Annotated in this window: 12 protein-coding genes; 8 read left to right on the top strand and 4 right to left on the bottom strand. The window is 64.3% G+C overall.

What is annotated here, in order from left to right; translation table 11 throughout:
• Positions 1 to 43: 43 nt before the first annotated feature.
• From ACZYY4_RS07430 to ACZYY4_RS07395, 8 genes are all read left to right on the top strand, one after another.
• Entirely contained in the window at positions 44 to 1,291 is a 1,248-nt protein-coding gene (locus tag ACZYY4_RS07430; RefSeq protein WP_463809032.1) for a PucR family transcriptional regulator, read from the top strand.
• Between the two features lie 281 nt (positions 1,292 to 1,572).
• Positions 1,573 to 3,603 carry a DUF1214 domain-containing protein gene (locus ACZYY4_RS07425; RefSeq protein WP_463809031.1) on the top strand — a complete coding sequence of 677 codons (2,031 nt, stop codon included), beginning with the start codon at positions 1,573 to 1,575 and terminating at the stop codon, positions 3,601 to 3,603.
• A gap of 469 nt (positions 3,604 to 4,072) precedes the next feature.
• Positions 4,073 to 5,983, top strand: a complete 1,911-nt coding sequence (locus ACZYY4_RS07420; RefSeq protein ID WP_463809030.1) for a DUF1214 domain-containing protein — start codon at positions 4,073 to 4,075, stop codon at positions 5,981 to 5,983.
• A gap of 111 nt (positions 5,984 to 6,094) precedes the next feature.
• On the top strand, positions 6,095 to 7,207 hold the full coding sequence (locus tag ACZYY4_RS07415) for an NDMA-dependent alcohol dehydrogenase (RefSeq protein WP_463809029.1): 1,113 nt from the start codon (positions 6,095 to 6,097) through the stop codon (positions 7,205 to 7,207).
• Between the two features lie 52 nt (positions 7,208 to 7,259).
• A complete protein-coding gene (locus ACZYY4_RS07410; protein WP_463809617.1) occupies positions 7,260 to 8,684 on the top strand; it encodes a WS/DGAT/MGAT family O-acyltransferase in 1,425 nt (474 codons plus the stop codon).
• A 4-nt stretch (positions 8,685 to 8,688) separates the two neighbouring features.
• The gene (locus ACZYY4_RS07405) at positions 8,689 to 10,086 is read left to right on the top strand and encodes a wax ester/triacylglycerol synthase family O-acyltransferase (protein ID WP_463809027.1); all 1,398 of its coding nucleotides are present in this window, start codon (positions 8,689 to 8,691) and stop codon (positions 10,084 to 10,086) included.
• Between the two features lie 15 nt (positions 10,087 to 10,101).
• Positions 10,102 to 11,721 carry an AMP-binding protein gene (locus ACZYY4_RS07400; RefSeq protein ID WP_463809026.1) on the top strand — a complete coding sequence of 540 codons (1,620 nt, stop codon included), beginning with the start codon at positions 10,102 to 10,104 and terminating at the stop codon, positions 11,719 to 11,721.
• A gap of 47 nt (positions 11,722 to 11,768) precedes the next feature.
• Positions 11,769 to 13,199, top strand: a complete 1,431-nt coding sequence (locus ACZYY4_RS07395; protein ID WP_463809615.1) for a DUF1254 domain-containing protein — start codon at positions 11,769 to 11,771, stop codon at positions 13,197 to 13,199.
• 19 nt (positions 13,200 to 13,218) lie between these two features.
• Here ACZYY4_RS07395 and ACZYY4_RS07390 read toward each other — a convergent pair whose 3' ends face one another.
• The 4 genes from ACZYY4_RS07390 to ACZYY4_RS07375 are packed head-to-tail and all read right to left on the bottom strand — an operon-like array spanning position 13,219 to position 18,122.
• Positions 13,219 to 14,829 (bottom strand): long-chain fatty acid--CoA ligase, encoded by a 1,611-nt coding sequence (locus ACZYY4_RS07390; protein ID WP_463809025.1) that lies wholly within the window; start codon positions 14,827 to 14,829, stop codon positions 13,219 to 13,221.
• Positions 14,830 to 14,838: 9 nt separating this feature from the next.
• A complete protein-coding gene (locus ACZYY4_RS07385) occupies positions 14,839 to 15,675 on the bottom strand; it encodes an SDR family NAD(P)-dependent oxidoreductase (protein WP_463809024.1) in 837 nt (278 codons plus the stop codon).
• Positions 15,672 to 16,607 carry an alpha/beta hydrolase fold domain-containing protein gene (locus ACZYY4_RS07380; RefSeq protein WP_463809023.1) on the bottom strand — a complete coding sequence of 312 codons (936 nt, stop codon included), beginning with the start codon at positions 16,605 to 16,607 and terminating at the stop codon, positions 15,672 to 15,674. Before ACZYY4_RS07380 ends, ACZYY4_RS07385 begins: the two co-directional genes overlap by 4 nt.
• A 36-nt stretch (positions 16,608 to 16,643) precedes the next feature.
• Positions 16,644 to 18,122 carry a flavin-containing monooxygenase gene (locus ACZYY4_RS07375; protein ID WP_463809022.1) on the bottom strand — a complete coding sequence of 493 codons (1,479 nt, stop codon included), beginning with the start codon at positions 18,120 to 18,122 and terminating at the stop codon, positions 16,644 to 16,646.
• Positions 18,123 to 18,169 lie beyond the last annotated feature (47 nt).

Raw genomic sequence — 18,169 nt, 5'->3', positions numbered from 1 at the left:
CGCGCTATTGCGCCGAAATATGTGCGGTGACACACTCAACCGCATGACCGGGGCGCCGCCGCCACCCGAGATCATCGAGCTGATGGGCGACGTGGCCGACTTGCTGTTGGCCGAACTCGATGAGCTGCTCGCCGAGTTGGATGCCGCCGTGATCGAGCTGACGCCACTGCTGGGTGCCGACCCAGCGCTGACGGCGGATATGTCGGTGAGCAACCGTGCCAACGTCGAGAGCCTGATCGCGATGTTTGCCTGTCGCGACGGGCCGGCGGCACCGATCGAGGTTCCAGCCGAGGCGCTGCATGTTGCCGGCACGATTGCGCGCCGCGGTATCGATCTCGACGTGGTGTTTGAGTCCTACCGTCGCGGGCAGAACGTCATCTGGCGTCACTACATGGCACATGCCACCCGCATCGTGTCATCGGGGCCACTGCTGCGGCGGCTGCTGGAGATCTCCTCGCAGCGCATGTTCGAGTACGTCGACCACGTGGTCGGCCGCGTCATTGCCAAGGCGCAGCGTGAACGTGAGGAGATACTCGGTGGTGCACTGGCGCGCCGCACCGAGACGATTCGGCTGATCCTCGATGGCGCTCCGATCGACAGCCGCCACGCCGGCGACCGCCTGGAGTATGGGCTCGCCCGGCGCCACACCGCATTGGTGCTGTGGGCTCCACCGCCCGGTGAGGTCCAGGGCGCGCTGGAGTCCGCGGCAGCCAGTCTGGCGCGAGCTGCCGGTGCGCGACGCCCGCTTACGCTGCCCGCCGGAACGTCCACGCTCTGGGCCTGGTTGGGCACCGACGGTGACCCCGCAATGGACGCACTGGGTGAGGCAATCCGCGAAGCGCAACCCAATGTCCGCGTCGCCGTCGGTCCCACCCGACTCGGTATCGCCGGCTTCCGTCGCTCCCACGCGGCGGCGCTGGCCATGCAACGGCTGCTCGTCGGGCACCCTGGTGGCCCGCGGATTGCGCTTTACCGTGACCTGGAAGTCACCGAGCTGGCCGCGCAAAACCTGGACCGCGCAGCCGAATTCGTTGCCGCTACCCTCGGCCGGCTGGCCGCGGACACCCCCAGTGCGGCACGGCTACGCGAAACGTTGCGAGTGTTCCTCGACGAAGCCGAAAACGCACCCCGCGCCGCGGCGCGCCTACACACCCACCGCAATACGGTCCTGCAGCGGGTGGCGCGCGCGACCGAACTCCTCGGCCACCGGCCCGGTGAGCGCCGGCTGGCGATCGAACTCGCTCTCGAGCTTGCATTCCAGACCGGACCGCGGGTCCTGAACCGGGCTTGATCACGTCCGGCGCGCAGACCTCGCCGGCACAGCTGAAGTTGCTCGGTACGTAGCCGAGGGTGCCTGCGGTGCTGCGGCCATCAGCGAAATTTAATGTGCCATCGCACATATCTCGCCATAAAGACAAGGCCTGCAGACATGTCGGCGACCTTAGTGCCGCCGTTACGGTGTGAACCACTTCACTCATGAATTACTCAGCTATCAGGGAGACCCACATGTCAAACGTCGGATTCACGACCTGGTCCGCAGCCGGATGCGCCCCCGATCGGGGGGACCTTGTCTTGGTCGACGACCGGCGCGGGATTGTCCGGGCGGTCGGTGTGGCGACAACCGTCGCGACCGGCGCATTGGCAATGGCGCTGATGGCCCCGCAAACGACTGCTGCCGGGCCGGTGCTGTCGAGGCCGGTGCAACTCCTGTCGACTTCGCTGCAATCCGCGGTTGACCAACTGCTGGACGCACAGCAGCACATCTCCACCACCAACAGTGACTACTCGTGGGTCACGTCGTTTGATGTGACGACCCAATTGCAGGGTTATACGCAGACTTTGGCGTCCACGCAGCTCGGCTTAGCGCTCAACCAACTGACCAGCAACGAGTTTTACAATCTGAGCCAGTACCAGCCCTTCCTCCAGAACGCCCCAGGCGCTGACCCGCAACCATACTTCGTCATAACGAATCCGGACGACGCATACTCGATCCGGCCGCTCGACCCGGATCAGACCTACACGATCACTGTCGACCCGGGCCCCGGTAGCCAGGATGTGACGTTCTCCGCCTATGGGAACGACGGCGTCATCACCCCGTGGGCACCGACGGGGAATGTGACCGGGTTGTCGGAGGCGACGCCCAATCCCGATGGCACCTACACCTTTGTTCTGAGTGCTACTCAGCCGGTGGGTACGCCGGACGGCAACTGGCTCGACATCTCTGGAGCCCAGACGTTGGTCACGCGGGACACCATCGGTGACTGGGGCCTGCCGCACGCCGACATCTCCATGCAAGAAGAAGGCGTCCCCTCGACTTTTACCCTGCCGCTGCTCTCGCACGATCAGATTGCGGCACTGCTGCAAACCGTCGCCACCGGCATGGTTGTCGAGAACGGTCCCGGCGCCACGTACCACGACCAGCCGATGTTGTTCAACTCGATCCCGGCCAACCACATGACCCCCATCATGGAGAGCGCCAAAGTCGTCCCGGGAGTAACCCTGCCGGGCCAACTCAGCAGTTTGGGCCACTTTTCGCTTGAGCCCGATCAGGCGCTCATCATCAAGGCACCCGATATCGGCGCCGCCTACACCGGCTTTCAGCTCACCAACGGGTGGGGGGTGGATTCCCCGTACGCGACGGTGCAGGGCAGCCTCAATGGCGTTCAGGCGTTCCATGATCCCGACGGCTTCATCTACTACGTCATCAGCAGCAAAGACCCGGGTGTCGCGAACTGGCTTGATACCTCTGGTCTGACCAACGGGTTATTTGGAATCCGGTGGCAGGGCGCGGACGGCTCGATTATTCCTTCCGGCCCGGTATCGACCCAGGTGGTGAATGTCGCCGATATCAGCCAGTATCTGCCGGCCGACACCCCGCTCGTCACCACCGCGGAACGTACCGCAGACCTTCAGGAACGCCTGTTCAGTTATGGCTATGCCAACAACCAGGAAAATACCCAGGACGATGGCATCAACTGGCTGACGACCCACCTCGAACTGGATCAGATCAAGGCTGCGATCGGTGGCGCGCAGTACGACCAGATATTCGGCGGCCAAATCGATGTGCCTTCGGTGCTGGACCGGATGATCTCGCCGGAGCTGAGCCCCAACCTGGGCGGCATCGCCAATGAATTGGCGACCGATCCGGATGGCAGCTGGTCGGCGATCGTCAACAACCTGCCCCTGGCGGTCAAAGACATCATGTTGCCCATTGTTTTGGCGGAGTTGCGGCTGGATGTGCTTGCTGCGCAAACGATCCAGTCGGTGCAGGGCGATATCTCGTCCGGCGACTGGTTGCAGGCACTGGCATCGTTGGGCACGGGTTTCCAAGGGTTCGGAACGGTCTTCAACGACATGTTCACCGATCCGGCAACCAGCATCACCGCCGGCTTCCTCAACGCCCGCGACGACCTGTCGGTCTCGATCATGCACGCAGACAGCTATTCCCCGCTGTCATCGGGTGACTTCTCGTCCGTCGCCGATGAGCTGGCTCAATTTCAGCAATCGGTGTCACAGATGCTGTCAGCGGGGTCTAGCGCGGTGCTGGATTCGACAGATGTCGCCTCACTCGGCGCTGCACTGCCGCTGGACCTATTGCCGTAAGGAGCGGCGGCGATGCGCTTTTTGCGGTCAGGGCGTGGGCTGCTGAATGCTCACCGGCGCAACGTAATCAGGGGCCCCGGCTTGCTCGGGGCGGACGACGCCGGCGTCGCCGGGCGGGTGGGCTGGGTTGCTCTCGGGGTTGTGCAACCCACGCCCAGCGACCCCCGCCTGTCGGCAAAAGACAAAAACTTGTCGTGGGATGTCAATACCGGCCAGGGTGGCGGGGATCAAACTGTGTGCGCCAACCGAAAGTGGCGGCCGTCACGAAACTGTGAGCGCTGTGGCGTGAACCACTTCTCAAATGAACCACCCAGTCATCCCGGAGGCTCGCATGTCAAACGTCCGATTCACGCCATGGTCAGCTACCGGACGCCGCCCCGATCGGAGGTCCCTCGTCCTGGTCGACGACCGGCGCGGGGTTGTCCGGACGGTCGGTGTTGCGACAGCCGTAGCGACCGGATCGTTGGCGATGGCGCTGATGGCCCCGCAAACGGCTGCCGCCGGGCCGGTGCTGTCGACTCCGGTGCAACTCCTGTCGAGTCCGCTGCAATCCGCGGTGGACCAACTGCTGGACGCACAACAGCACATCACCGCCACCAACGGTGACTACTCATGGATCACTCCGTTCGATGTGACTCTGCTGCACGGGTATACGCAGACTCTGGCGTACACGCAGCTTGGCATAGCGCTCGATCCGTTGACCAGTGAGCAGTTTCATGTTCTAAGTGGGTATAACCCGCTGGGGGCGAATGCCTTGGCTGCGGATCCGCAACCGTTTTTCGTCGTGACGAATCCGGACGACCAGTACGTGATCTACTCGCTGAACCCGGATCAGACTTACACGGTCACTGTGGATCCTGGCCCCGGCAGTCAGGACGTAACCTTCGCCGCCTATGCAAACGACGGCGTGGTCACCCCGTGGGCACCGACTGGGGTGGTGACCGGTTTGTCGGAGGCGACGCCCAATCCCGACGGCACCTACACCTTTGTTCTGAGTGCTACTCAGCCGCCGGGCACGCCGGACGGCAACTGGCTCGATATCGCCGGAGCCCAAACGTTGGTCACCCGGGACACCGTCGGTGACTGGGGCCTGCCACACGCCGGCATCTCACTGGAGGGAGACGGTGGGCCCTCAACCTTTACCCTTCCGCTGCTATCGGATGATCAGATTGCGTCATTGCTGAATACCGTCGCCACCGGCATGGTGGTCGAGAACGGCCCCGGTGCCACCTATTACTCGCAGCCGAAGTTTCTGGACTCGCTCCCGGTCAACCACATGACCCCCATCATGGATACCGCGAAGGTTTTCCCGGGGGTGACATTGCCGGGCCAAATGAGTAGTTTGGGCCATTTTTCGCTTGAGCCCGATCAGGCGCTCATCGTTAAGGTGCCCGAGATCGACGCCACCTACAGCGGCTTTCAGCTCGTCAACGGCTGGGGGGTGGATTCCCCGTACGCGACGGTGCAGGGCAGCCTCAATGGCGTTCAGGCGTTCCACGATCCCGACGGCTTCGTCTACTATGTCATCAGTAGCAAAGACCCGGGTGTCGCGAACTGGCTTGACAACTCCGATCTTGCCAACGGAGCATTTGCGTTGCGGTGGCAAGGCGTAACCGGCTCTGCCACTCCCGGCCCGGTAGAAACTCACGTGGTGAATGTCGCCGACGTCAGTCAGTATCTGCCGGCTGACACCCCGCTCGTCACCGCCGCGGAACGTGCCGCGGACCTGCAGGAGCGCATGTTCAACTACGACTACGTCAACAACCAGAACAATGGTCAGGACGATGGCCTGAACTGGTTGACGACTCACCTCGAGTTGGATCAGATCAAGGCTGCGATCGGCACTGATCAGTACCACGAGATATTCGGTGGTCAAACGGACGTGCCTTCGGTGCTGGACCGGATGATGTCGCCGGAGCTGAGCCCCAACCTGGGCGGCATCGCCAACGAATTCGCGGCCGATCCCGACGGCAGCTGGTCGGCAATCGTCAACAACCTGCCCCTGGCGGTCAAAGACATCATGTTGCCCATTGTTTTGGCGGAGTTGCGGCTGGATGTGATTGCCGCGCAGATGATCCAGTCGGTGCAGGGCGATATCTCGTCCGGCGACTGGTCGCAGGCACTGGCATCGTTGGGCGCGGGTTTCCAAGGGTTCGGAACGGTCTTCAACGACATGTTCACCGATCCGGCCACCAGCATCACCGCCGGCTTCCTCAACGCCCGCGACGACCTGTCGGTCTCGATCATGCACGCAGACAGCTATTCCCCGCTGTCATCGGGTGACTTCTCGTCTGTCGCCGATGAGCTGGCTCAATTTCAGCAATCGGTGTCACAGATGCTGTCGGCGGGATCCAGCGCGGTGTCGGACTTGCTGTTCTGACCGCAACGTGTCGGGAAATGCCAAAAAGCTGTCGCCAAGTATCAATACGGGCGCGGGTGCCTTGAATCAGACTGTGGGCACGGCTCGAACGTCCCAGAAAGGGGCCACGCAATGAAAACCACTGCCGCAGTATTACTTGAGGCCGGAAAGCCCTTTGAGCTGATGGAGCTCGACCTGGACGGGCCGGGCCCCGGCGAGGTGTTGATCAGGTACACCGCCGCCGGGCTATGTCACTCGGATCTGCATCTCACCGACGGCGACCTGCCGCCGCGGTACCCGATCGTGGGTGGCCACGAGGGCTCCGGTGTCATCGAGGAGGTCGGTCCCGGCGTCACCAAGGTCAAGCCGGGCGACCACGTGGTGTGCAGCTTCATCCCGGCCTGCGGGACCTGCCGCTACTGCGCCGCCGGCAGGCAGAGTCTGTGCGACATGGGTGCGACAATCCTGGACGGCTGCATGCCGGACGGAAGTTTCCGATTCCACAGCAAGGGAATCGATTTCGGTGCAGTGTGCATCCTCGGCACCTTCTCCGAGCGCGCCACCATATCGCAGCACTCGGTCGTCAAGATCGATGACTGGATTCCGCTGGAGACCGCGGTGCTGGTGGGCTGCGGTGTGCCGTCGGGCTGGGGCACCGCGGTCAACGCCGGAGGCCTCCGAGTGGGCGACACGGCCGTGATCTACGGCGTCGGCGGTCTGGGTATCAATGCGGTCCAGGGCGCGGTCTCGGCGGGCTGCAAATACGTGGTAGTCGTAGACCCGGTGGCGTTCAAGCGTGATACCGCACTGAAATTCGGCGCCACCCATGCCTTCGCCGATGCCGCGAGCGCAGCGGACAAGGTCAACGAACTGACCTGGGGGCAGGGCGCCGATGCCGCGTTGATCCTGGTGGGCACGGTGGACGAAGAGGTGGTCTCAGCGGCGACCGCGGTGATCGGCAAGGGCGGCACCGTCGTCATCACCGGCCTGGCCGATCCGGCCAAGCTCACCGTGCACATCTCCGGGTCCGATCTGACGTTTAACGAGAAGACCATCAAGGGATCGCTGTTCGGCTCCTGCAATCCGCAATACGACATCGTGCGATTGCTGCGACTCTACGACGCCGGCCAGCTCAAGCTGGACGAGCTGGTGACCACCCGCTACACCCTCGAAGACGTGAACCAGGGCTACCAGGATTTGCGGGACGGCAAAAACATCCGCGGCGTGATCATCCACCAGAGCTGATTGGTGAGACGAGCGTGACGGCGAATCCGCAAGTGCAGGAAGCCGGAACGTGATGAGAAGGCTGAACGGCATTGACGCGCTCATGCTGTACCTCGACAGTGGCAGCGCCTATAACCACACCCTGAAGATCAGTGTGCTCGATCCGTCCACGGATCCCGGCGGCTGGTCGTGGCCGAAGGCGCGGCGGATGTTCGAGCAGCGGGTACATCTGCTTCCGGTATTCCGGATGCGGTACCTGCCAACACCGTTGGGCCTGCACCACCCGATCTGGGTCGAGGACCCCGATTTCGATCTCGATGCCCATGTGCGCCGGGTCATGTGCCCGGCACCCGGCGGGATGGCTGAGTTCTGCACCCTGGTCGAGGAGGTGTATGCCCACCCGCTGGATCGGGACCGACCGCTGTGGCAGACCTGGGTCGTCGAGGGCCTGGAAGGTGGTTGCGTCGCCCTGGTGACGCTGCTGCACCATGCCTACTCCGACGGTGTCGGTGCCCTGGACATGCTCTCCGCTTTCTATGATGAGACGCCGACCGATACCGCGGTGCTACCCGGGACGTGGGCACCGCAACCTTTGCCGTCGACGATGCAGCGACTGCGCTGGGCGCTGCGGGACCTGCCCGCAAGGGTCCGCAAGGTGGGGCCGACCGCCCGCGCGCTACGTGCTCGGGTGCGTATCGAGCGCGAGTTCGCCAACGGCGGTGAGCGACGGGTGCCGCCCGCTTTCGACCGCTCCGCCCCGCCCGGCCCCTTCCAGTGCGGGCTGTCGCGAAGCCGGCGGTTCGCCTGCGCGACGTTCGCGCTCAACGACCTTCGCCAAGTGAGCAAGGCGCTCGACGCGACCATCAACGACGTGTTCCTGGCGTGTGTCGCCGGCGGCGTCCGCCGCCATCTCGAGCGGGTGGGCGCATTTCCCACCGAGCCGATGGTGGCCACCATGCCGCTGGCGGTGACCCCGGCAGCCGAACGCGACCACCCGGGCAACTACTCGTCGGTCGATTACGTCTGGCTGCACGCCCAGATCGCGGACCCACTTGCCCGGCTGCGCGCGACAAGAATTTCCGCGCAAGCCACCAAGGAACACTTCGCGCTGACCAAGGATGCCGATATCGGCGCCATCGTCGAACTCCTGCCGAGCCGTGTGATCTCGGGCCTGGCCCGCTTCAACGCAAAAACGAAGGGCCGCTTCGACATGTTCAAGAACATGGTCGTCTCCAATGTCGTAGGCCCGCGTGAGCAACGCTACCTCGGGCAATGGCGGGTCGTCCGCTGGTACTCCACCGGGCAGATATCCCACGGCGCGACGTTGAACCTGACTGTCTGGAGCTACGGCGACCAGTTCAATCTCTGCGCGCTGGCCGATGCGGTTGTCATTCCGGACATTTGGGGCCTGGTCCACGGTTTCGGCGAATCGCTCGACGAATTACTCGCCCTGACCGAGGCGAATGCAACACCCCCTGCCACTTCGAACCAAGGCTGAGGATATGAACCGACTTGGCGTTGTCGACACGGCATTCTTCGCCCTCGAGTCACCAACCCGGCCGTCGCACGCCGGCGTGCTGATGCTCTTCACCCCGCCCGACGGGGAAACCGGACCGGAGTTCGCCCGTCGCATCCTGGCCGCGTTTCGTTCCATCCCTCCGGCCACCCCGTTCGACCGCCATCCGGTGCTTCAGCCGCTACCGCACTGGGTGACCGACGACGAGGTCGACCTGGACTATCACCTACGGGCGTTGGCCCTGCCCGCACCCGGTTCACGCGAGCAACTGATGGAGACGGTGGGCGAACTCTACGTAGCGCTGCTGGATCGATCTCGACCGCTCTGGGAGTGCTACCTGATCGAGGGGCTGGCTACCGGTGAAGTCGCGCTGTTTTACAAACTGCATCACGGGCTGGCCGACGGTATCAGCGGTGCGCGAATGTTGTTCGGCTCGCTCTCCGAGTCACCGGAGGAGCAGGCCATCACGGCACTGTGGGGACCTCGGAAGACGCGGCCACGACGTGAGCGCGCCGACCGCCGTTCCGGGCCGGCCCAGACACTCCAACTTGTCGGCCGCCAGGCGCAGACCATGCTGGGCGTGGGCCGGCGACTGGCCGAGATTGTTCCCGAAGCGGTCGGCTTGATCCGCGGGGCGCGAGCATTGCCCTTCACCGCGCCGCGGCTGACCTCGGCCGAGAAGCGCCAGTCACCAGCGCGTAGCTTTGCCACCTTCGACCTGACCGTGTCGGAGGTCAAGCGGGTCGCCGAGAGTGCCGGCGGCAGCATCAACGATGTCGTGCTCAGCGTCTGCGACGACGCGATGCGGCGCTACCTTGCCGAGCAAGGGGACACCGTGACCCGGCCGCTCATCGCCTCGATGGCGGTTTCCACCCGCGCGCCGGGCGACGACAAACCCTCCAATGCGGCAGCGCTGGCGCAGGTTGAGCTCGGCGCACCCGACGCCGCCCCCGCCCAACGGCTCGAGCAGATCATTGCGTCGACGACGGCGCTGAAGGCCGCGGTGCGCGGCATGGCGCCCGGGGTGCTCGAACTCGAGTCGGTGGTTTTCCTGGCGGCCGCGCAGTTACGCGAGGAACTGCCGTTCGGGCGGGGCGTCGTGCCCCAGGCGGCCAACATGCTGGTGTCGAACATTCCCGGCGGGCCCCCCGAAGCGTTGTATCTGAGTGGCGCGCGGCTGGAGAGCCTGTATGCGGCGCCGATTGTGCCGCCGGCGCACGCCGTGAACATCACCCTGGCCTCCTACGCCGACAAACTCTGTTTCGGAATCGGCGCCGCTCGCAATGTGATTCCTGATACCGCCAGGATCGCCGCATTGGCACTGCAGAGTTTCGACGAGCTCGGGCGGGCCCAAAAGCTCCGCACCCGTACAACATCCGCCTGACGAGAAGAGACGACAATGCACTACGCCGACATCATCGAGGGTTACGCCGACCACGCTCCCGATGCAGTCGCACTCGTGCACGGTCGGACGCGGCGGACATGGGCCGAGTTCGAGGACCGGGCCGCACGGCTTGCCCAGGCGCTCCAGGATGCCGGGCTCGTACCCGGTTCGAAAGTCGGACTTTTGCTCTACAACGGTCCCGAGTACTACGAAGCCTTCCTGGCCGCACTGAAGATGCGGATGGTCCCGATCAACATCAACTACCGCTACGTCGACGACGAGCTGGTCTACCTGCTGGAGGACTCCGACGCCGAGGCGCTGATCTTCCACGCCTCGCTCGGCCAGACCGTCGGTCGCGTCGCCGGTCGCGTGCCGACGCTCAAACTGCTCGCCGAGGTCCACGACGGCCCATCCAACTGCGCTGGCGCGCAGCCCTACGAGGACTTACTGGCTCGCTCGAAACCGGCACCGCGCATCGCGCGACACGATGACGACGAGATCATGATCTACACCGGAGGGACCACCGGAATGCCGAAGGGTGTGGTCTACAACATCGGAGACTGGACCGTCGGACTTGTCGGACTGGTTTCCGTCGTGCTGGGCATCCCTGCGTTGCCCGATGATGTCGCCGAACTCGTTGCCACGGGCGCCGAACGAATCGCCGCCGGCGCCGCGCCGGTCGTCATGCCGTGCTCGCCGCTCATGCACACCGCCGGCTTGAGCAATTCGATCGCGGTGCAACTCGCCGGTGGCCGCGCCGTGACCCTGCCCGGCCGCTCGCTCGATCCAGAGGAGATCTGGTCCACGGTGGAGCGGGAGTCGGTGAACGTGATGATCATCGTCGGCGACGCCTTTGCCCGGCCGTTGCTGACAGCGTTGGAGGAGCAGGCCGCCGACGGCCGCCCGTGGAACCTCACCTCGCTCGGGGTGATCTTGTCATCGGGGGTGATGTGGTCCACGCCCGTCAAGCAAGGCTTGCTTGAGCACATCGACACGGCTCTGATCGACGGCATCGGTGCCACCGAGGGCGCCATGGGTGTGCAGGTTTCCCGCCGCGGTGACCGGCTGACGAAGACCGGCCAATTCATGCGACTCGGAGAAACCAAGCTGTTCAGCGAGGACGGACGCGAGATCGAACCCGGCTCGGATGAGCCGGGGTTGATCGCCGCCGGCGGCAAGTTGACCCCCAAAAGCTACTACAAAGACCCGGAGAAATCGGCCCGGGTGTTCCGCGAAATCAACGGGCAACGCTACGCATTCATCGGCGACTGGGGGCGGCTGGAGGCCGACGGGACCCTCGTGCTGCTGGGCCGCGGGTCGGGGTGCATCAACACCGCGGGGGAGAAGGTCTACCCCGAGGAGGTTGAGGAGGTGATCAAGACGCATCCCGACGTCGCCGATGCGCTGGTGGTCGGTATCCCCGATGAGCGTTTTGGCCAGCGGGTGACGGCGGTAGTTGCCCCTGGCGTCCCCGGACCAGATATCGTCGGTGCGATCAACGACTACCTCATGGATCGCCTCGCGGGATACAAGCGCCCCCGCGTCGTCGTTCAGGTCGACGCAATCAAGCGGGCCGCCAACGGAAAACCGGATTATCGGTGGGCGCGCGAGACCATACTCAGTCAAATCCCGTAAACGGATTTGCCCCGGACCGGGGAGCGGTCCAGGTGAAAGGGATGCCAATGGGGGTTCACGGTTCGTGGCGCCGCTGGTCGGGTGTTGTTGCCGTAGTGGTGATGTCGGCGGCCATGACAGCATGCAGTGGCGATGACCGATCGGACGATCGCGCCGAGGTGAGTATCGATCAGGTCCGTGAGATCGCGAAGCAGGCCTACATCTACGGGTATCCGATGGTCGACAATTACCGGATACAGCACTCCTATTTCGTCGATCAGGCCAGCCCGCAATACGTGGGTGGGTGGAATGAGATCCACTCTGCCGCCCGGGTGTACACCCCGGCCGACACCACCGTGCAGACCCCCAACTCCGACACCCCGTATTCGACGCTGGGGGCGGATCTGCGTGCCGAGCCGCTGGTGCTGACGGTCCCGCCGATCGAGAAGGACCGCTACTTCTCGGTGCAATTCATCGACGCGTACACCTACAACTTCGCCTACGTCGGCAGCCGCACCACCGGCAACGGCGGGGGTAAATATCTGCTGGCCGGTCCCGGCTGGTCCGGCGACAAGCCCGACGGTGTCGATGAGGTGCTGAACGCTGACAGCGACTTCGTGTTGGCGCTGTATCGCACCCAGTTGTTCGGCCCCGACGATATTGAGCACGTCAAGACTGTCCAAGCCGGGTATACGGTGCAGCCACTGTCGGCGTTCCTCAACCAGCATCCCCCGGCCGCCGTGCCCAGCATCGATTTCGTCAAGCCGTTGAGCATCGACGAGCAGAAGAGTTCCCCGAAATTCTTCGAGATCCTTAACTTCGTTTTGCGCTATGTACCGGTGCTGGACTCGGAGAAGGATCTGCGTGCCAAGTTCGCCTCCATCGGAATCGGCTCGGACGGCGACTTCAACGCCGAGCAGCTCAGCCCGGAAATGCGGGAGGCATTCCAGGGCGCCATCACCGACGCCTGGAAGGAGTTCGACGCACTGCAGGCCCAGATCGATCACGGCAAGGTCCATTCCGGTGATCTGTTCGGGACACGGGAGATGCTCGGTGCGAACTATCTCTACCGGATGGCCGGCGCGGTCAACGGGATCTATGCAAACACCAAAGCCGAAGCGATGTACCCGATCTTCGCCACCGATACTGCCGGTGCCCCACTGGACGGGGCCAACAAGTACACCTACCGGTTCGAACCGGGCCAACTGCCCCCAGTGCACGCATTCTGGTCGCTGACCATGTACCGGATGCCGCAAAGCCTGCTGGCCGCCAACCCGATCAACCGCTACCTGATCAACTCGCCGATGCTGCCTCATCTCACCCCCGACCCCGACGGCGGCTACACCCTCTACATCCAGCACCAATCCCCCGGCCCGGACAAGGAATCCAACTGGCTGCCGGCACCGGAAGGATCCTTCCGCCTCATCGAGCGCCTCTACTGGCCCGAAGAAGCCGCCCTCAACGGCTCCTGGCAAGCACCCAAACCACAGCAGGCCTGACCAACGGGAGTTCCGAATCTCAGCCGACGAATAGTTCGCGCAGCTCGGTCTTCTTGAACTTCCCCGTCGCCGTGCAGGGGATCGTCGCCACGAACTCGAACCGGTCCGGCAACTGCCACTTGGCGAATTCCTGCGCAAGATGCTCGCGCAGTTCAGCCGCGGACACCACGGCTCCCGGGCGCAACGACACCACCGCGAGTGGGCGCTCACCCCACCGATCATCGGGGATGGCGATCACGGCGGCCTGCGCGACCGCGGGGTTGGCCATCAGGTGGTTCTCCAGGTCCACCGAGGAGATCCACTCACCGCCGGATTTCACCAGATCTTTTGAGCGGTCACAGATCCGGAGGCAACCGTGGGCGTCGATGCGGACCACGTCGCCGGTCTTGAACCAGCTGTCGGCGGTGAAGCTCTCGGCACCGCGGCCACCGTGATAACCGGCCGCCACCCATGGCCCACGAACTTCGAGCTCACCCATGGCCACGTCGTCCCAGGCGATCAACTGCCCGTTGTCATCGCGGGCACGGATGTCGAAGAACGGACTGGCGACGCCTTGCCGCGCCCGATTGTCGTACTGCTGGTCGGCAGGACTGTCGTCCAGGCTGCCGGGAAGTCGGCAGATCGCGCCCAGTGGCGCGGTTTCGGTCATCCCCCAGGCCTGGACCACCGTCAGACCGTGCCGGTCGTAACCCTCGAACATCGACCGCGGCACCGCGGCACCACCGACGATCAACCGATCCAAGGCAGTCAGGTCCCACCGGCCCGGTTCGGCGTCGAGTGCGGACAGCATGCCCATCCACACGGTGGGGACGCCCGCGGTGATGGTCACGCGCTCGGTCGCGCAGAGGTCGAGAATGCTCTCCGGGTCAAGACGCGGACCCGGCAGCACCATACGCGCCCCGGTCAGCGCCGCGGCGTAGGGCAGTCCCCAGGCGTTCGCGTGAAACATCGGAACAACCGGAAGCGCAGTGTCCCTTGCCGATACGGATAGCTGGTCGGGCAGGGCCGCAACCAGAGAATGCAGCACCAATGCGCGGTGCGAGTAGACGACCCCCTTGGGGCGCCCGGTCGTGCCCGACGTGTAACACATGACCGCGGGCTGCCGTTCGTCGAGAACGGGCCACTGGACCGGCTGTGCTTCGGTGACCAGCGACTCGTAATCGAGCAGCCCGTCGTACACCGCCCCCGAATGAGTGACAACAATGACGTGGTCGACATCGATTGCGGCCCGGAAGGTTTCGAACACCTCCAGCAGCGACTCGTCGACCACGATGACCTTGTCCCGGGCGTCCCCGACGATGAACGCCAGCTCATCGGGGAAGAGGCGCGGATTCAACGTGTGCAAGACCGCACCCATCGCCGGTACCGCGAAATACAACTCGAGGTGCTCGCTCTGGTTCCATAACAGGGTGGCCACCGGATCGCCCTCACCCACACCGAGCGCACTCAGCGCCCCGGCGAGGCGGCGGGCGCGGACAGCGCAGGCCCCCAAGGTTGTTCTGGTGATCGCCCCCGAAGGCCGGCGTGACACCACTTCTCGATCGAAGTGAAACTGCTCCGCGCGTTCAACAATGCTGGTGATGGTGAGCGGGTAGTCGTCCATACTGCCGCTGAGAATCTGTCCGGTCATGGCGTCGACCTAGGCTTGCTTGGCCCACGGGAAGAAGTTCGCCACCACTGCGGCGACGACCCGCTGATACGACGGGCCGGCGACTCGAGCCAGCAGATCGGCCACCTTCGCGTCCCAGCCGATCACCACCCGGACGTGGCCCTGGGCGACTCCGTCGACGATGGTCTCGGCGGCCATTTCCGGCGAATGGCGAGCGAGCCGCTTGTCGAAGAAATCGGCGAAGGTTTGGTGATCCTCGCTGTCGACGACGATGGCGTTACGGCCGACGGCGGTCTTGATGCCGCCGGGATGCACGCAGGTGACTTTGACCGGGTACTTGGAGATCCGCATCTCCTGCTGCAGCGCTTCGGTGAAGCCGCGTACGGCGAATTTGGCGGCGTTGTAGGCGCTCTGGCCGGGCAAGGCTATCAGCCCGAACACGCTCGAGATGTTGATGATGTGTCCGTCACCGGATGCGATCACATGCGGCAGAAAGGCTTTGGTGCCGTTGACCACGCCCCAGAAGTCGATGTCGATGACCCGCTCGATGTCCTTGAACTCGGATTCTTCGACATTGCCGTTGTAGGCGACGCCGGCGTTGTTGTAGACCTGGTTGACCTTGCCGAAGTGTGCGACGACCGCCTCGGCATAGGCCAGCACGGCTTCCCGTTCGGCGACATCCAGCCGGTCGGACTTCACTTTCGCACCGAGGCCTTCGGCTAGCCGGACGGTTTCGGCCAACCCGGCCAAGTCGATGTCGGACAGTGCCAGCTGCGCGCCACGCTTCGCGAGATTGAGGGCCAAGGCCCTCCCGATGCCGGAGCCGGCTCCGGTGATGACAGCGACTTTGCCGTGGAAAGAAGTCATTTCGCGGGAGCCTTTTCGTTGGAGGTTTGCGGTGCTGGAGCCGGGAGGTGGCTGCGTAATTTCGCCGCGAGATCGGCGATCGCGTTGCGCGCATCGGGGAGCAGGCTGACCTGGAGGTGAAAGTCGTGCCACATGCCGTCGAAGCGGGTGTGGTCCAAGGCCGCATTCGAGGCGGCGCAGGCGGCTGCGATCTTGGCTGCGTCGATGGAGATCGGATCGTCGCCGGCGCTCTGCATGACTATCGGTGGCAGGCCGGTCATATCGCCGTACACCGGTGAGATGCCGGGCAGCCGCGGATCGGCGGACCCGACGTAACGTGGCGCCCATTCGGCGCACATCGACGGGAGGATCAGCGGGTCGCGCAGTATCGGCCGTTTCTGGTCGATATCGATGGCCAGGTCGGCCCACGGGCAGATCAGGCCGAGTGCGGCCGGCAATGCGATTCCGCGATCGCGCAACGCCATCGCGAGCGCCAGGGTCAGTCCACCGCCCGCCGAATCACCGGCAACCACAACAGTGTCCGGGTCGATCCCGTCCTCCAACAGACGGGAATAGACCGCAACCATCTCCTCGACGGCAATCGGGTACTGGGCGCCCGGTGCACGTGAGTAGCCCGGAAGCATTGCCGTCATACCGGCGGCGGCGGCGAGCTGAGCGGCCAGCCCCCGATAGCCTCTCGCGCTGCCCAGGGCGTAGGCGCCGCCGTGCAGATACACCAGTGTTCCGTTCGGTGCGGTCTGCGGTGGCAGCACCCGATCGACCGGAACGCCCGCGATGGTGATGCGCTGGAAGCGGGTTCCTTTGGGAGCACGGGCGCCGGCCGTGAGCGTCTCAAGCATCAGACGGCGGCCGAGGACCCCCATACGGGGAGATCCGAACAGTGGTCGCGCGCCTCGCAGGACAGCCCGGATGGCAGCTTTACTGACTCTCATGTTGGGTTTCTTCCGAAGAGTTGAGGGCAGGCCAGTTCAGGCGATCGAGGCCCCGGCAACTGTCCTGCCGAATCGGAGCAGACCGTCGTCGACCGGGTCCTCGAGCAGCATCTTCGAATCCGACTCGTAGTTGTTGAGCACCTTCCACGGATAGTTGGTGCCCTGGCGCGGGAGCGTGTCGTTCGCCCGCTGTACATAGCCGGAGTTGAGGCCATCGAACATGCCTGCGTCGGTACGGGAGTCGTCGACATCGCGGGGCGTGGCCACCGTGTGACCGTTCTCTTCCATGTGCTTGAACAGACGACACAGGTAGAGGGCCGCGATGTCGGACTTCAAGGTCCACGACGCGTTGGTGTACCCGACGATCCAGGCGAAGTTGGGGATGTCCTCGACCAGGACGGCCTTGTAAGTCATCCGCTCGCTCAGTTCCAGCGCTTCGCCGTCCACGACGAGTTTCATGCCGCCGAGCATCTGGATGTTCAAGCCGGTCGCGGTGACGATGATGTCGGCGTCCAGTTCCTGCCCGGACTTCAACAGGATGCCGCTCTCGGTGAAGGTGTCGATTTCGTCGGTGACCACCGACGCCTGGCCGGACTTCACCGCCTTGAACAGATCGCCGTTCGGCACCGCGCACAACCGCTGGTCCCACGGCATGTACTTCGGCGTGAAGTGCCGCATGTCGACGGACGGCCCGACCTGTTGTCGGACCAACCAGAGCAGGAGCCGGCGCATCTGGGCCGGCCAGCGGCGGCAGGCCAGGTAGAGCCGACGCTGGATCACGATGTTGCGTGTTCGCGCTGACGCATACACCCATTTCGAGGGAAGGAATCGGCCCAGGAAGCCGGAGATCTTGTCGATGGCGGGCAGGTTGAAAATGTACGACGGTGAGCGTTGCAGCATCGTGATGTGCGCGGCGGCACCGGCCATCGCCGGCACGATGGTGACCGCTGTGGCGCCGCTGCCGATCACGACGACCTTCTTGCCGGCGTAATCGAGGTCCTCCGGCCAGAACTGCGGGTGGATGCATTGACCCTGGAACCGGTCGATCCCGGGGAACGCCGGTAAGTAACCGGCGTCGTGGTTGTAGTAACCGGTGCAGCTGATCAGGTAATCGCAGGTGTAGGTGAGGGTTTCGGCGCTCGCCTGATGAAGCACCGTCACCGTCCATCGACTGTCCGGGCTGGACCACTCGGCGGTCAGCACCTGCAGGCCGTAGTGGATCTTCTCGTCGATCCCGAACTCGGTAGCGGTGTCGGCGATGTACTGCTGGATCGACGAGCCGTCGGCCAGAACTTTCACGTCCAGCCACGGGCGGAACTTGAAGCCGAAGGTGTACATGTCGGAGTCCGACCGGACACCGGGGTAGCGGAACAGGTCCCAAGTGCCGCCGACTCGCTCGCGCCGCTCCAGCAGGGCGACGGTCTTGTGCGGCAGCGCGGCCTGCAGCTGACACGCCGTGCCGATTCCGGACAGGCCCGCGCCGATGATCAGCACATCGAAATGTTGTGCGTCCATGACATCCTCATCCATCGTGCCCGCTGCCGTTAGCGGTGCGTTGCCTT

It is taken from the genome of Mycobacterium sp. IDUB_21 (assembly GCF_055419425.1).
This window is presented reverse-complemented; position numbering and strand designations above follow the sequence as displayed.

Coding starts and splice junctions, on each gene's coding strand:
- ACZYY4_RS07430 (WP_463809032.1), top strand. CDS start 44: ATGACCGGGGCGCCGCCGCCACCCGAGATCATCGAGCTGATGGGCGAC.
- ACZYY4_RS07395 (WP_463809615.1), top strand. CDS start 11,769: ATGGGGGTTCACGGTTCGTGGCGCCGCTGGTCGGGTGTTGTTGCCGTA.
- ACZYY4_RS07375 (WP_463809022.1), bottom strand. CDS start 18,122: ATGGACGCACAACATTTCGATGTGCTGATCATCGGCGCGGGCCTGTCC.
- ACZYY4_RS07390 (WP_463809025.1), bottom strand. CDS start 14,829: ATGACCGGACAGATTCTCAGCGGCAGTATGGACGACTACCCGCTCACC.
- ACZYY4_RS07405 (WP_463809027.1), top strand. CDS start 8,689: ATGAACCGACTTGGCGTTGTCGACACGGCATTCTTCGCCCTCGAGTCA.
- ACZYY4_RS07415 (WP_463809029.1), top strand. CDS start 6,095: ATGAAAACCACTGCCGCAGTATTACTTGAGGCCGGAAAGCCCTTTGAG.
- ACZYY4_RS07385 (WP_463809024.1), bottom strand. CDS start 15,675: ATGACTTCTTTCCACGGCAAAGTCGCTGTCATCACCGGAGCCGGCTCC.
- ACZYY4_RS07420 (WP_463809030.1), top strand. CDS start 4,073: ATGGCGCTGATGGCCCCGCAAACGGCTGCCGCCGGGCCGGTGCTGTCG.
- ACZYY4_RS07380 (WP_463809023.1), bottom strand. CDS start 16,607: ATGAGAGTCAGTAAAGCTGCCATCCGGGCTGTCCTGCGAGGCGCGCGA.
- ACZYY4_RS07400 (WP_463809026.1), top strand. CDS start 10,102: ATGCACTACGCCGACATCATCGAGGGTTACGCCGACCACGCTCCCGAT.
- ACZYY4_RS07410 (WP_463809617.1), top strand. CDS start 7,260: ATGAGAAGGCTGAACGGCATTGACGCGCTCATGCTGTACCTCGACAGT.